This window comes from Priestia iocasae (assembly GCF_016909075.1).
In the GTDB taxonomy this organism is placed as follows: domain Bacteria; phylum Bacillota; class Bacilli; order Bacillales; family Bacillaceae_H; genus Priestia; species Priestia iocasae.
Genome location: NZ_JAFBFC010000003.1, coordinates 63,679 through 76,774, shown reverse-complemented (window position 1 = coordinate 76,774; position 13,096 = coordinate 63,679). Strand labels below are relative to the sequence as shown.

Genomic DNA, 13,096 nt, shown 5'->3' with positions numbered 1-13,096 from the left:
TATACAAATATCATGTCTTTCATTATGTATGCCGAACAATTCTACTATATATGGACTTATTGAAAAATCAACTAAAAATGTTGCGTATAGACGACTATTTCTCCGAGTATGCCCAAAACGTGTGTGATTTGAAAGTTCAACATAAATGGAACACAATTATATACGAGGGAACAAGAAAAAGGTTTCAATAAAGTGTAACAGTCATTCTCTAGCTCTTTTCAAAGAATGTTCACAATTGTATAGAAGCTATCACTTTCAATTTTTGTTCAAATGGTATACGATATGGTCTAACAATTTTGGAAATCCATCGCCGTGACGTAATTGATGGTGTGGAAGCATGATGGTCACGTATTGAAGAATGAAGTGAAAGTGAAAAGTGTCTCACCACAAAGTGTGACGTTTATGCATTCTCGTGTTATGCTTCTCTCATAATAAGTGTAGTCAATCAAAAGAGAAAAAGTTTTAACAATAGTAGGAGGTGTACGTCTGTTATCCGATTTATTGGATGTGCAGACTTGTTCATTGATAACCATTAATTTACTTTTAGTCGCTGCTTTAATCGCATTAACAGGATTTTTCGTTGCGTCAGAGTTTGCGATTGTCAAACTTCGTAGCACACGAGTGGATCAACTCGTTACAGAGGGGCGCAAGGGGGCGCTTTCTGTTCAGAAAGTCACGACGCACCTTGATGAATATTTGTCAGCGTGTCAGCTAGGGATTACCATTACCGCGTTAGGATTAGGTTGGTTAGGAGAGCCAACTGTTGAGCGAATTTTAAATCCAATCTTTAAAGACATTGGAGTATCGTCATCGTGGTCTCATGTACTATCATTTGGGATTGCCTTTGTAGTTGTAACATTTTTACATGTCGTTGTAGGGGAGTTAGCCCCAAAAACAGTGGCAATCCAAAAAGCAGAGACCATTACGTTGCTATTTGCTCCAGCGTTGATTTGGTTTTATCGAATCATGTATCCTTTTATTTGGATCTTAAATGGTTCGGCTCGTTTACTTGTTGGAATGTTTGGGTTAAAACCAGCTTCTGAACATGAAGGAGCACATAGTGAAGAAGAGCTTCGGATCATTTTATCTGAAAGCTATGAAGGTGGAGAAATTAATCAATCAGAGTATAAATTTGTAAACAACATTTTTGAATTTGACAATCGAGTAGCGCGTGAAATCATGATACCTCGTACGGAGATTTCAATTGTGTCAACGGAAGACACGATTGAAGAGTTTTTACGAGTAGCGGTTGAAGAGCGTTATACCCGTTATCCTGTAGGAGAAGATGGAGATAAAGATAACATCATCGGAATGATTAACGTAAAAGAAATTTTAAATGATGTCGTGTTAAACGATGCAGTTAAAACACAATCTGTTAAAACGTATATGAAACCCATTATACAAGTAATTGAGTCAATTGCCATTCATGATTTGCTTGTAACGATGCAAAAGAAACGCACGCACATGGCTATGTTAATTGACGAGTACGGTGGAACGGCAGGTCTTGTCACGGTTGAAGACATTTTAGAAGAAATCGTTGGGGAAATTCGCGATGAATTTGATACAGATGAAACGCCACCGGTTCAAACGTTAGGTGAACATCACTATTTAGTTGAATCAAAAGTATTAGTAGATGAAGTAAATGATTTACTAGGCACACAGATTGATAACGAAGAAGTGGATACAATTGGTGGGTGGATGCTGTTAAATAAGATTGATCTTCAAGTGAATGAAACAATTGTTGAACACGGATATGCGTTTACGGTAAAAGAAATGGACGGTCATCAAATGAAGCTCGTAGAAGTAAAACAGGCAGTTGCACAAGAAATACAGGCATAATGATTGCAAAAGGAGTTGTTCTTACGTGAGCACATTGTCGGCTAAGATTGAAAAAAAACGAGCGCAGCTTTTACAATTAGTGTCTAAGTATGGCTTTCACCATGCACAAGTCATTAAATGTAGCCAAGAGCTTGACTCGTTGTTAAACCTTTTTGAAAAACAAAAAGAGATGCTTAGTCGAAAAGGCCTTTTGGATTAGAAAAAAGCAGTGAGTAGTGATGCTCGCTGCTTTTTTGCTTATAAAAAGATGGTTTCAGCATAATGAACGGATCTACTTACTACTCTAAAGGTAAAGGCTCTTCCCCAAATCGCGCCCACAACTTTGGATAGCGCTTTTTAAGCTCTGCTTCGTCGTCTTCATCCCAGTCAAATTCAATGTCAGGTCGTTCTTCTACTCCTTTTTCATCTAGTTTTTCAAGCCATTCATCGAATACATCCTCGTCCCATTCGAAGTCACCGGTTTTCTTATATGTATACGCATCAGAAGCGACGGTAAAGATGTCTTCATTCTGTGGATAGCCTTCTTCATCCAAATTTTCTTCCGTAATGTACTCAGCTAAATATTCGTGATTGGCTATTACTTTGTTGTAGATGTCTTCACCTTGAGAAATCAACCAGCCACAAAAATAGTCAAAAGCATCGTCTGAACAACCACCCATTAAAATGTAAGCAGCCGCCCATAAACTTGATTGATAACTTTCGTTTTGAATCATCCCAAACGTCATTTCAAATGCTAAAACCTCATCGACGCTTTTTGTTGATAATGTGTCTCGTAGCCACTCTACTTGTTCTTCTTGACTTTCAATCTGTCGAGACTGCTCAATCAATTGCCAAAATGCTTGTTTATTCACTCTCATTCCCTCCAATAACAGTAACGTTCATACGCTTATTTTAGCACGGAAATGAAAAGTTGTAGGTAGGAATTTAATTATCTAATTAATATATGTTCTAAATAATCAACATATAAATCATCTTGCCACTAAGAACATAATTATCATTGATTCAGTCGTCATGGCAAGGAAGAAAATAAGTGAAATTCAACTTAAAGACTTCCTTTATGCATATAGTAAATAAAAATAAGATTGAAAAAGGGGAGAGGGAAAGAAGATGATTACCTTTCAACAGTTACTACCAGTGCTTTTATTTTCATTCGTGCTGTTTGTGGGGGTTGTGATCTACTTAAACAGTGAAAAAAAGGGAGGTTCATTGTATCACCGCATGTTTAAGAAAAATCATCAACACGATAAAGAATAACTTTAAATATTAGTAATTGCTTATATAAGTGTATTGTTATATAATGATGAACGTAAATAAGGAGGCGACATCAAATAATGAATGTAAAAACGACCATTGAAATTGAAAAAGGAGCGCAGCTTTTAAAACTACTAGGTGACAAAACACGCCTCTCAATGATGAAGTTGCTTCATGCAAACGAATGTTGCGTATGTGAACTAGTGGAGATTTATCAAGCGAGCCAACCATCCATTAGTCAGCATTTGCGCAAGTTAAAAGATGCGGGTTTGTTAAAGGAAAGGCGAAAAGGGCAGTGGATTTTTTATTCAATCAATACGGAATGTGAGTATTATGAATTTGTGTCGAATTTACTTGAATCATTACCGAGTCAAACTCCGCATTTAGAAAACTTAGAGAAGCAAGGATTACGTATCAATTGCTGTGAGTAATTGGAGGTTTATGGATTGACATCAGTTCTATTAGCATCAGCGATCTTTTTAACTACGCTCATCTTTGTCATCTGGCAACCGAAAGGATTATCAATCGGTTGGTCAGCTTGTATTGGAGCGGCTGTTGCGTTACTCGTTGGGGTCGTAGATTTCAACGACGTTGTGGATGTAACGCAAATTGTGTGGAATGCCACACTCACGTTTATTGCCATCATCATTATTTCGTTAATTTTAGATGAGATTGGATTTTTCGAATGGGCTGCCTTACATATGGCCCGTGCAGCAGGTGGAAACGGTATTCGCATGTTTGTGTATGTATCGTTACTTGGTGCATTAGTTGCTGCGTTTTTCGCTAATGACGGAGCAGCACTGATTTTAACACCGATTGTCTTAGCGATGGTTCGAGCGTTAAAGCTTGATGAGAAAATGGTGTTTCCGTTTATTATTGCAAGTGGATTTATTGCCGATACAACGTCGCTTCCACTTGTCGTAAGTAACTTAGTGAATATCGTATCCGCTGACTTTTTTGGCATCGGGTTTTCGGAGTATGCATCACGTATGATTGTGCCGAACTTTTTCGCATTAAGTGCAAGCATTCTCGTTCTTTACTTATACTTCCGAAAAAGCATTCCACGCAAGTACAATTTAGAGCACTTACAGCAACCTGTTGAAGCGATCAAAGACCACAAGATGTTCCGTCTTTCATGGCTTGTGCTAGCGGTACTTGTAATTGGCTATTTCGTTGGAGAATTTCTCAACGTGCCAGTATCGATTATTGCGGGAATTATCGCGATTTTCTTCTTGTTCATGGCACGTAGAAGTCCGGCGGTTCAAACGAAAGCCGTTATTAAAGGTGCACCGTGGGCCATTGTGTTTTTCTCAATTGGGATGTACGTTGTTGTATATGGCTTACGTAACGTTGGATTAACGGAAGTCCTTGCAAGTGTCATTCAGTTAGGAGCCGATCAAGGCTTATTTGTAGCGACGATGTCAATGGGCTTTATCGCAGCCATTTTATCGTCTGTTATGAACAACATGCCTACCGTGATGATTGATGCGCTAGCGATTGACGCCACAACGGCAACGGGCACAATAAAAGAAGCATTAATTTATGCGAATGTCATTGGATCTGACTTAGGTCCAAAAATTACACCAATTGGTTCTCTTGCGACACTTTTATGGCTACATGTTCTTTCAACAAAAGGAGTGAAGATTTCGTGGGGGACGTATTTTAAAACAGGGATTGTATTAACCATTCCAACATTGTTTATCACACTCGTTGGTTTATATATTTGGTTACTTATTCTTTCATAATGATCACAAAAGGAGATGCACAACATGACTAAAAAAACAATTTACTTCTTATGTACAGGTAACTCTTGCCGTAGCCAAATGGCAGAAGGTTGGGCGAAGAAATATTTAGGGAATGAGTGGAACGTATACAGTGCAGGACTTGAAGCACACGGTTTAAATCCAAACGCTGTAAAAGCAATGAACGAAGCAGGAATTGATATTTCAAACCAAACATCAGATGTTATCGATTCTGAGATTTTAAATCATGCAGACCTAGTGGTAACACTTTGTGGACATGCAGCCGATCATTGTCCAGTGACACCACCTCACATCAAGCGCGTTCACTGGGGCTTTGATGACCCAGCAAAAGCAGAAGGAACAGAAGAAGAGAAATGGGCATTCTTCCAACGCGTACGTGACGAAATTGGTGAACGCATTAAGCGTTTTGCTGAAACAGGTGAGTGATTCATACAAGCACATAAGTCGAGAGTTTAATCACTCTCGGCTTTTTGTTTAAAGAAAGGGATGAAAAGATGAAGAAAGTTGAAATTTTTGATCCAGCCATGTGTTGTTCCACAGGTGTATGCGGTCCGAGTGTTGATCCAGAATTAACACGCGTTGCATCCGCGGTCTTTGCACTTGAGAAAAAAGGATTCGATGTTACACGTTATAACTTAACGAGCGAGCCTGACAAATTTGTAGAAGAAAAAGTAAACAAAATCTTAATGAGTAAAGGACCTGATGCATTACCCGTTGTTCTTGTGAATGGAGAAGTGGAGAAAGAGGGAAGCTATCCGACGAATGAAGAATTTGCGATGTGGTTCGGTGTAGAAGAAAAGGAATTAAAAGGCGAAAAGCCACGCGTTCGTATTAAGTTAAACCTTAGCGATATGAAGTAAGGAGAGAATTGTATGTATCAATCTTTTCAACCTGAACACGTGATGAAAACACCGTTTTTGTTTTTTACTGGAAAAGGCGGAGTTGGAAAAACATCAACAGCTTGTGCCACTGCTGTGTCTCTAGCAGATTCAGGTTATCGCGTTCTGATTGTTAGCACTGATCCTGCTTCGAATTTACAAGATGTATTTGACGTGCCATTAACAAATAAACCTGTGATGATTCCCGCTGTTCCAAATTTATATGCGTGTAATTTGGATCCAGAAGAAGCAGCAAAAGCGTACCGAGAAAGTGTCGTTAGTCCGTATCGCGGAAAACTACCAGACTCAGTTATTGCGACAATGGAGGAGCAATTGTCAGGTGCGTGTACGGTGGAAATTGCAGCATTTGATGAGTTTACAAACTTATTAGCAAATGAAGAGATGGTCAGTCAATTTGAGTATATTATTTTTGATACCGCTCCAACAGGTCATACGTTACGTCTTTTGCAATTGCCAAGCGCATGGACAGGATTTCTACAAGATAGTACGCACGGAGCTTCTTGCTTAGGACCGCTATCAAATTTAGAGAAAAAGAAAGGCCTTTATGCAAAAACAGTTGAAGCGTTAGCAGATCCAGCTCAAACGACTCTCTTACTTGTTGCACGTCCTGATGATTCATCGCTGCAAGAAGCGAACCGTGCATCAATCGAATTAAACGAAATTGGCATCTCAAATCAATGCTTAATTGTGAACGGTTGGTTAAAAGAACGTGTGAAAGAGGACCGAGTTTCAACTGCGTTTTATGAGCGTCAACAACATGCACTAAATCATATGCCGAATGAACTGAAGCAAATGGTTCGTTATTCACTTCCGTACGTATCGTATCCGCTAACAGGTGTTTCACACTTGCGTCAGCTATTTAAATCCGATACGGTGCCAGCAGCGGAAATAAACGACATTTCTCTTTCCCTTGATAAGTTGAGTTCGCTTAAAGCAGTCGTTGAAGACTTTTCAACAAATGGAACCAACGTTATTTTTACAATGGGCAAGGGTGGTGTTGGAAAAACGACAGTCGCATCAGCCATTGCCGTTGGGCTAGTTGAAAAGGGTCATTCTGTTCATTTAACGACAACGGACCCCGCTGCACATTTAGACTACGTGTTTCAAAGTAACGAAGCAAAAGAGCGCTTAAGCATCAGTCGCATCGATCCAAAAGTAGAAGTGGATGCTTACAAAGCAGAAGTGTTGTTACAAGCAAGAGAAGAACTAAGTGAGGAAGAGGTAGCGTATTTAGAAGAGGATTTAAATTCACCATGTACCGAAGAAATTGCGGTATTTCGTGCATTTGCAGATGTGGTAGCTAAATCTGATGAAGAAATCGTTGTGATTGATACCGCACCAACAGGCCACACGCTTCTTTTACTTGATGCAACAGAGTCGTATCATAAAGAGCTTGAGCGCTCTAATGGGGATGTACCTGAAAATGTGAAGAAGCTTCTACCACGTCTTCGTAACAAAGACGAAACGAGCGTGGTTATTGTTACATTAGCAGAAGCCACACCTGTGTTAGAAGCATCTCGTCTACAAGAGGATTTAAAACGAGCGAATATTAACCCAAGATGGTGGGTTGTGAATCAAAGCTTATATGCAACGAACACAACAGATTCTGTGTTGAAAGGGAGAGCACACGCCGAAAAAGCGTGGATTCAACAAGTGAGTGAGCAACTAACCACTCACTGTGCCATTATTCCGTGGCAACCAGAAGAAAAAATCGACTATGACAAAGTAAAAGAACTAATTGAGGTGGAATAATCATGACAAAAAACTATCAACCATTAGTAGACAATCGTATTTTTATCGGTGGAGCCGCTGATGTAAAAGATGTAATGGAGCATGAAAAAGCAGACGTTATTTATGATTTGCGTGCAGAAGCATTAGAGCATGACGCATCAGAAGTACGCGTTCATGCACCAATCGTTGATGATGCCGAGCAGCAAGATAAATCGATTCAAAAAGCGATTAACGAAGTAGTGAAATCATACGAAGCGGGTAAAAAGGTGTATTTCCACTGCGCAGGAGGAAGTAACCGTACAGGTACAGTAGCCATTGGAACGCTGCTTGCATTAGGGGAAGCCAAAACAATTGAAGAAGCGGAAGAAAAAGCAAAAGACGCTCGTGCAAAAATTAACGTAAAGCCTGAAATGAAAGCATCTCTTCAACGCTTATTTCCAGAATCGTAAATAAAACAAAGGGGAAACAAGATGAACATCACAAATGAAGCAAAAAGCATGTTAGAAAACGTCTTTAAACAGCAAGGTGCAAGCAACATTCGTTTTTATTCAGAAGGCGCAGGATGCTGTGGACCACAAATTGGCTTATCATTAGAAGCACCAACCGATGCAGATACCGTGAAAGAAGTAAACGGGATTCTAGTCGCCATTGAAACACAAATTCTTTCAACAACAGACGAACTCTCACTTGATGTACAAGATAGCGAAGAAGGACCAGGGTTTGTGTTAGTAGGAATGGATAATAGCTGTTGTTAATAGAAGAAAAACGTCCAGAGAACCTTTCTTTGGACGTTTTTTCTTCTATTTGTGTGTTAAATGAAACGATCGCTTTCTCATAAAGTGATTCATACGCCGCCATTGCATTTCATCCATCATGCTTTGTCACTTTCTTGTTTCTTTTCATCTTCCACACAACAAGTACCTTCTGCTTCCTTCATTTCAATAATTTCAATTTGACAGCAATCTTTTTTCTTTGGTTTAAATAGTGATAACAGTACCATTCTCTTCACCTCCTTTAACCTTCAAGTAGTAAGAACAAGTATCCTGAAAAAGTTGCGATTAAAAATACTGATCCGACAAATGCCCGAATGAGTTTTGGACGAAAAATGCTTTTTAACATAATGACCTCTGGTAAGCTAGCACCTGCACCACCAATTAAAAGAGCCATTGTTGGAGCGATTGGGAAGCCACTCACTAACAAAGATTGAGCAATTGGAAGCATCGTTGATAAGCGAATATAAAGAGGTACCCCGATAATCGCTGCTAGCGGAATAACCCACCATTGATTTTGATTGGAAATGAACGTAAGTACCTGTGTTGGAATGACTTCTTTAATAATGGCACCAACAAATGCACCAATAAGAATGTATGGTAGAACAGAGCGAATAAGGTTCATTGTTTCTTTTATGGATTCTTTGATGTTGAGAACAAGATGTCTTCGGGGTTGTTCATCTTGATTCAGAAGTGTTGCTTTGACAATGACGTTTTTGACTTGATTTTTGTATCCTTTCTTATCTAAATACCAGCCAATGATCATTGAAAAAACAAAGGTTGTAATCGTGTAAATGACCGTGACTTTTATTCCATAAATGTACGCCATTAAACCAATAATCCACGGATCAAGAAGAGGAGAGGTAAATAAGTATGTCATCACGGTTTGAAAAGGAACCTGTCGATTTAACATGGTAATTAATAAAGGAATGGTCGAGCAAGAGCAAAATGGTGTCACAAATCCTAAAATGGCCCCCGCTACATTTCCGACAAGCGGATTTTGACTTTGCATCCACTTTTCAATTTTCTCAAATGGGACATACGCTTGTAGAAAGCTAATTAAAAAAGAAATGGCAACAAATAAAAGTAGTAGATGTGTTACAAGAGATAAAAATTCTTTTGAAATCATGATTACATCAAACATAGTGAGCTCCTCCTTTTAATAGGTATTTACAATAGTTGCAATATACAACTATAGTTCAAAAAAGAAGAGATGTTAACAGCAACTGCTGTTTTGCATCGCCTCTAGAAGTAAATCAATGCTTTCTAATACTTGCCCGCGCTTTTCGACAGGAACATTTGATAAAATTTCTTGAATATATCCGTTCATTTGCATCGCAATATCCTCTTCGTACTGTTTACCTTCATCGGTTAGGGTAATTGTAACGTAACGGCGATCAGTTGGTGATTGTACACGATTAACTAAATGACGTTCGACTAACCCTTGAATATGACGGCTTAATGTACTATTGTCTAATCCTAAAGAAGAAGAAAGCTCATTAAGCGACGGTGCATGGGCACGACCTACTTCAAATAAAATGTGACTTTGTACGAGTGTAACACCACAACATTGTGCACCTTCTTTTTCAAGTAATCCAAACCGTCGGATTAAAATTTGAAGCATTTGCCGAAATTGATGTGACTCATGCTTGTTGTTCATTCCTTTTCACCTCTATTTGTTTGCTTGTTGAGATAATTGTATTATACAACTATATGTATGTCAATTAAATTCTTTTGAAAATGAAACTTTTTTCCAGATTTTTTCGTCTATACTAAAGGAGGGAGTGATGAATATGGCAAAATGTACAAACTGTCAAACAAGATGGAAAGCAAAAGACATTTGGTCTTTAGGTTTTTCAAAAATAGGAAAACCTTGTTCTATATGCGGAGAGCGTCAATACATATCAGCAAAAACGAAAAAGATGATGACGCTTGGCTATATTAGTCTTGCGTTTGCGCTTATTTTTCCATTTATTATTAAATTAAGCAACAAAGATGAGCCGTGGCTATAAGAATAGAGGGGGAAAGAGAATGAAAACCTATTTCAAAATCTTTTTCTTTTTTGGGGCACCGTTTGGATTAATTATGGCAGGAATTGCAGCTATTTTCACATGGGAGTATGACTGGTGGCTTGCAACATGGATAGGGGCATTGACTGGTGGAATTATGAGTGCAATACTCGGCACGTATGACGTGATTTCAAAACGAATTCATCGGGTACCACTAAAACAAGGAGTGAAGAAGCACCATGCTCTGTCGCTACCTTTCGCTTACGATCAAGCCTTTGAGTACTGTGTTGAAGCGCTATCTGAATTACATGAGCCAGAAATACAAATGAAGGACGAAGAGAAGGGATTCATTGAAGCGAAAACAGGGCAAACAATGGAATCCTGGGGCGAAATCATTACAATTCAGCTCGAAACAGTAAATGAACATGAAACGAACGTTACCATCACAAGTAAACCGTCGTACTCGTTAACCATCGTCGACTACGGTGTAAATGCGTTAAATGTCAAACAGCTAACCGCATACTTAGAAAAAAATAAGCAAGTGGGAATGTGATGAAACCGTTTTTCATCACATTTTTGTTTGGCTGTTTTGTAATCGCTATTGCTGTTACATTGAGAAATTGATTTCCACATCCTACAAGGAATAATAAGAAAGAAGACAAGCAAAATAGTTATAAAAGGAGGCTCGCGCATGAATCATGTAAAACCATTTTTCATTAAGTTTTTAGTTAGCTTACTTATTTTATACATTGTGCTTGGGTCTATTTTTGGTGTAGGATTTGTTTCAATTTTTATTATAGCAACGATTGTGAGTACCGTATCGTATGTTATTGGTGACGGTGTGCTATTGCCAAAAACAACATCGTTTAAAGCAGCACTTGCCGATTTAGCCATTGCCTTTTTTCTCATCTGGTTTTTTACGAGTAACTTCTCTTTAACATACAATGCATTTACAGCTGCACTCATGTCTGCGACAGGACTTGCGATTGCCGATTACTTCTTTCATCGTTATTTACGAAACGAGGTTATGGATAGTAAAAGTAAAAAGCCGCATTGGCACGTATTTAACTATCAAGCAGAAATGGCAGAAGAGTTCACACCTGTAAGACCTGACGTGCGGTCTGATGACGAAGAACGATAAGATCAATTAGACGTCATTTAAAGGGCTGAGCCAAAAAAGGGCAAATATCCTTGTTTGACTCAGTCTTTTTGTTTATACAGACTTCTCATACACCTTCAATACGTGCCCACTTAGTCCGATCGCTTCCGTTGAATGCGTCCAACCATACTTTTCATAATAGTTTTCAAGGTCCGTTGTTAAATAAAGTTGTGGATAGCCTTTATAGCGAGCTTCGTCTAATGCGTGTTGAAGAAGCTTTGCTCCTAGTTGTTGACCTCGATAAGTAGGGTCTACATATAAACAAGCAAACCAAGGAAATAAGTCTTGGCGGCTATTTAAGTCGTTGCGAAGAATCGCATAGGTACCTACAATTTTCTTATGATCTAACGCAACATAAAAGCGCGGAAGCCCATCTTTTGCTGTACAAGAATGTCGCATGCAATCTTCGTAAAATGTTTTGTTGTCCTCACTACCCCATTTCCCCCAAAATGCTTGTAGGGCATCATCAAACAACTCTAATTTTGTACTGATTTCGTGAATCGTAACCATTTGTTAAACCTCCGTTTGTTTGTCCTTCTCATCCATTCGACAAAAATGCTGCTATTCCTGTTTCTATTGACAAAAACAGAAAGGGTAACAGAAAATAGGAAATAAATAGAAAAAGAGGAGGCGTTCTATGTTTCAACCATTACAAAAAGGTGACACAATCGGTATTTTTTCACCATCCTATCCAGCAACGGTAGAGGCACCACTGCGTTTTCAGAGAAGTAAACAGTTTTTAGCAAGTAAAGGCTTTGAAATTGTGGAAGGCACATTAACAGGAAAAAGTCAGACATATCGATCTGGAACACCGAAAGAACGAGCCGAGGAGTTAAATGAACTTCTACGAAACCCTCGCATTAAGATGATCATGTCAACTATTGGTGGCACAAACTCCAATAGTATCGTTCCGTATTTGGACTATGAAGCGTTCAAAGCGAATCCTAAAATAATGATTGGCTATTCAGATGCGACAGCCGTTCTACTAAGTTTGTATGCAAAAACGGGTGTACCAACTTTTTACGGTCCAGCACTTATTCCGTCATTTGGTGAATACGAGCCGCTAGTTAATGATACGTATGATTACTTTCAGCGTTTTTTCATGAAGCAGCCTGTATGCCCTTATGAGGTTCCGATGCCAGGGTGGGGAGTGTAATTTCCTCTAGTGTTTTGAAGTGTCCACAAATATCTTTATATCAGGCTTTTGAGGGGATTATAAGAATTAAAATGAACTGTAGTTTCCGGCAATTTTCTGCCGTACGTGACCAAAATGTGACCAAAGTGCAACCAATACCTTAGTGTGAAAAGTGTACTTCTTATATGGGAAGTAGCAGGATTTTGAGATGTGATGGTATGCCAAAGATTATAAATAATAACAGAAGCTAAAACGAATTTTATCCTTTTGGTTTAGTAACCAAGGGGATTGTTTTTTATAAGGGTAATAGTGAAAGGTTAATACCTATTACCCGAGCAAATGTTGACATGTTGAACGAGTAACAGCAAGCTTAGGAGAAGCATAATAAATTTTTATATATGCTTATCAACTGAGGTATTGAGGATCAACCAGGCTGAATTCTACCATGAGTAAGCACAAAGTCTTCGAGTGAAGTATCAAAGAAAAGTTCAATATTTTTGATGCTTCGCTCTTTAATTTTATTTCCTTTGTTAACTATGA

The 13,096-nt window shown here is 38.7% G+C and carries 18 protein-coding genes and 1 pseudogene; 14 read left to right on the top strand and 5 right to left on the bottom strand.

What is annotated here, in order from left to right; translation table 11 throughout:
- The first annotated feature begins 522 nt into the window (after window positions 1-522).
- Both JOC83_RS08555 and JOC83_RS08550 read left to right on the top strand, forming a co-directional pair.
- Window positions 523-1,839 carry a hemolysin family protein gene (locus tag JOC83_RS08555; protein ID WP_205186249.1) on the top strand — a complete coding sequence of 439 codons (1,317 nt, stop codon included), beginning with the start codon at window positions 523-525 and terminating at the stop codon, window positions 1,837-1,839.
- A gap of 25 nt (window positions 1,840-1,864) precedes the next feature.
- Window positions 1,865-2,038 carry a Spo0E family sporulation regulatory protein-aspartic acid phosphatase gene (locus JOC83_RS08550; RefSeq protein ID WP_205186247.1) on the top strand — a complete coding sequence of 58 codons (174 nt, stop codon included), beginning with the start codon at window positions 1,865-1,867 and terminating at the stop codon, window positions 2,036-2,038.
- A 79-nt stretch (window positions 2,039-2,117) separates the two neighbouring features.
- Here the strand turns inward: JOC83_RS08550 and JOC83_RS08545 are convergent, their stop codons facing one another.
- Window positions 2,118-2,690 carry a DUF4240 domain-containing protein gene (locus JOC83_RS08545; protein WP_205186244.1) on the bottom strand — a complete coding sequence of 191 codons (573 nt, stop codon included), beginning with the start codon at window positions 2,688-2,690 and terminating at the stop codon, window positions 2,118-2,120.
- Window positions 2,691-2,946: 256 nt separating this feature from the next.
- Between JOC83_RS08545 and JOC83_RS08540 the strand changes: the two genes are divergently transcribed.
- The 8 genes from JOC83_RS08540 to JOC83_RS08505 all read left to right on the top strand — a co-directional run bounded on the left by JOC83_RS08540 (window position 2,947) and on the right by JOC83_RS08505 (window position 8,238).
- A complete protein-coding gene (locus JOC83_RS08540) occupies window positions 2,947-3,093 on the top strand; it encodes a hypothetical protein (protein WP_205186242.1) in 147 nt (48 codons plus the stop codon).
- A 77-nt stretch (window positions 3,094-3,170) separates the two neighbouring features.
- Window positions 3,171-3,521, top strand: coding sequence for an ArsR/SmtB family transcription factor (locus JOC83_RS08535; protein ID WP_205186240.1), 351 nt, complete (start codon window positions 3,171-3,173; stop codon window positions 3,519-3,521).
- Window positions 3,522-3,536: 15 nt separating this feature from the next.
- Window positions 3,537-4,835 (top strand): arsenic transporter, encoded by a 1,299-nt coding sequence (locus JOC83_RS08530; protein WP_205186238.1) that lies wholly within the window; start codon window positions 3,537-3,539, stop codon window positions 4,833-4,835.
- A 24-nt stretch (window positions 4,836-4,859) separates the two neighbouring features.
- On the top strand, window positions 4,860-5,279 hold the full coding sequence (gene arsC, locus JOC83_RS08525; protein ID WP_205186236.1) for an arsenate reductase (thioredoxin): 420 nt from the start codon (window positions 4,860-4,862) through the stop codon (window positions 5,277-5,279).
- A 68-nt stretch (window positions 5,280-5,347) separates the two neighbouring features.
- Window positions 5,348-5,713 carry an arsenite efflux transporter metallochaperone ArsD gene (gene arsD, locus JOC83_RS08520; RefSeq protein ID WP_205186233.1) on the top strand — a complete coding sequence of 122 codons (366 nt, stop codon included), beginning with the start codon at window positions 5,348-5,350 and terminating at the stop codon, window positions 5,711-5,713.
- A gap of 12 nt (window positions 5,714-5,725) precedes the next feature.
- The gene (arsA, locus tag JOC83_RS08515) at window positions 5,726-7,504 is read left to right on the top strand and encodes an arsenical pump-driving ATPase (protein ID WP_205186231.1); all 1,779 of its coding nucleotides are present in this window, start codon (window positions 5,726-5,728) and stop codon (window positions 7,502-7,504) included.
- A gap of 2 nt (window positions 7,505-7,506) precedes the next feature.
- Window positions 7,507-7,932 (top strand): protein-tyrosine phosphatase family protein, encoded by a 426-nt coding sequence (locus JOC83_RS08510; RefSeq protein ID WP_205186229.1) that lies wholly within the window; start codon window positions 7,507-7,509, stop codon window positions 7,930-7,932.
- Window positions 7,933-7,953: 21 nt separating this feature from the next.
- Window positions 7,954-8,238, top strand: a complete 285-nt coding sequence (locus JOC83_RS08505) for an adhesin (RefSeq protein WP_205186227.1) — start codon at window positions 7,954-7,956, stop codon at window positions 8,236-8,238.
- Window positions 8,239-8,354: 116 nt separating this feature from the next.
- Here JOC83_RS08505 and JOC83_RS20185 read toward each other — a convergent pair whose 3' ends face one another.
- The 3 genes from JOC83_RS20185 to JOC83_RS08495 all read right to left on the bottom strand — a co-directional run bounded on the left by JOC83_RS20185 (window position 8,355) and on the right by JOC83_RS08495 (window position 9,913).
- The gene (locus JOC83_RS20185; protein ID WP_275580423.1) at window positions 8,355-8,483 is read right to left on the bottom strand and encodes a hypothetical protein; all 129 of its coding nucleotides are present in this window, start codon (window positions 8,481-8,483) and stop codon (window positions 8,355-8,357) included.
- 14 nt (window positions 8,484-8,497) lie between these two features.
- Window positions 8,498-9,397, bottom strand: a complete 900-nt coding sequence (locus JOC83_RS08500) for a permease (protein WP_205186225.1) — start codon at window positions 9,395-9,397, stop codon at window positions 8,498-8,500.
- Between the two features lie 72 nt (window positions 9,398-9,469).
- Window positions 9,470-9,913 (bottom strand): MarR family winged helix-turn-helix transcriptional regulator, encoded by a 444-nt coding sequence (locus JOC83_RS08495; protein WP_205186223.1) that lies wholly within the window; start codon window positions 9,911-9,913, stop codon window positions 9,470-9,472.
- Window positions 9,914-10,040: 127 nt separating this feature from the next.
- Here JOC83_RS08495 and JOC83_RS08490 point away from each other — a divergent pair, with 127 nt between their 5' ends.
- The 3 genes from JOC83_RS08490 (at window position 10,041) to JOC83_RS08480 (ending at window position 11,403) form a co-directional block, all read left to right on the top strand.
- Window positions 10,041-10,265: a hypothetical protein gene (locus JOC83_RS08490; RefSeq protein ID WP_239583431.1), complete on the top strand. Its 225-nt coding sequence runs from the start codon at window positions 10,041-10,043 to the stop codon at window positions 10,263-10,265.
- A 19-nt stretch (window positions 10,266-10,284) separates the two neighbouring features.
- Window positions 10,285-10,815: a hypothetical protein gene (locus JOC83_RS08485; protein WP_205186221.1), complete on the top strand. Its 531-nt coding sequence runs from the start codon at window positions 10,285-10,287 to the stop codon at window positions 10,813-10,815.
- Window positions 10,816-10,953: 138 nt separating this feature from the next.
- Window positions 10,954-11,403: a DUF2512 family protein gene (locus JOC83_RS08480; RefSeq protein ID WP_205186219.1), complete on the top strand. Its 450-nt coding sequence runs from the start codon at window positions 10,954-10,956 to the stop codon at window positions 11,401-11,403.
- A gap of 72 nt (window positions 11,404-11,475) precedes the next feature.
- Here the strand turns inward: JOC83_RS08480 and JOC83_RS08475 are convergent, their stop codons facing one another.
- On the bottom strand, window positions 11,476-11,931 hold the full coding sequence (locus tag JOC83_RS08475) for a GNAT family N-acetyltransferase (RefSeq protein WP_205186217.1): 456 nt from the start codon (window positions 11,929-11,931) through the stop codon (window positions 11,476-11,478).
- Window positions 11,932-12,058: 127 nt separating this feature from the next.
- On the opposite strand from JOC83_RS08475, the pseudogene JOC83_RS08470 reads away from it, so the two are divergent.
- Window positions 12,059-12,562: pseudogene (locus tag JOC83_RS08470) on the top strand (LD-carboxypeptidase); the annotation flags it as partial.
- Between the last annotated feature and the right edge of the window lie 534 nt (window positions 12,563-13,096).

Coding starts and splice junctions, on each gene's coding strand:
- JOC83_RS08485 (WP_205186221.1), top strand. CDS start 10,285: ATGAAAACCTATTTCAAAATCTTTTTCTTTTTTGGGGCACCGTTTGGA.
- arsC (WP_205186236.1), top strand. CDS start 4,860: ATGACTAAAAAAACAATTTACTTCTTATGTACAGGTAACTCTTGCCGT.
- JOC83_RS20185 (WP_275580423.1), bottom strand. CDS start 8,483: ATGGTACTGTTATCACTATTTAAACCAAAGAAAAAAGATTGCTGTCAA.
- JOC83_RS08495 (WP_205186223.1), bottom strand. CDS start 9,913: ATGAACAACAAGCATGAGTCACATCAATTTCGGCAAATGCTTCAAATT.
- JOC83_RS08535 (WP_205186240.1), top strand. CDS start 3,171: ATGAATGTAAAAACGACCATTGAAATTGAAAAAGGAGCGCAGCTTTTA.
- arsA (WP_205186231.1), top strand. CDS start 5,726: ATGTATCAATCTTTTCAACCTGAACACGTGATGAAAACACCGTTTTTG.
- arsD (WP_205186233.1), top strand. CDS start 5,348: ATGAAGAAAGTTGAAATTTTTGATCCAGCCATGTGTTGTTCCACAGGT.
- JOC83_RS08490 (WP_239583431.1), top strand. CDS start 10,041: ATGAATATGGCAAAATGTACAAACTGTCAAACAAGATGGAAAGCAAAA.
- JOC83_RS08475 (WP_205186217.1), bottom strand. CDS start 11,931: ATGGTTACGATTCACGAAATCAGTACAAAATTAGAGTTGTTTGATGAT.
- JOC83_RS08500 (WP_205186225.1), bottom strand. CDS start 9,397: ATGTTTGATGTAATCATGATTTCAAAAGAATTTTTATCTCTTGTAACA.
- JOC83_RS08480 (WP_205186219.1), top strand. CDS start 10,954: ATGAATCATGTAAAACCATTTTTCATTAAGTTTTTAGTTAGCTTACTT.
- JOC83_RS08505 (WP_205186227.1), top strand. CDS start 7,954: ATGAACATCACAAATGAAGCAAAAAGCATGTTAGAAAACGTCTTTAAA.
- JOC83_RS08510 (WP_205186229.1), top strand. CDS start 7,507: ATGACAAAAAACTATCAACCATTAGTAGACAATCGTATTTTTATCGGT.
- JOC83_RS08540 (WP_205186242.1), top strand. CDS start 2,947: ATGATTACCTTTCAACAGTTACTACCAGTGCTTTTATTTTCATTCGTG.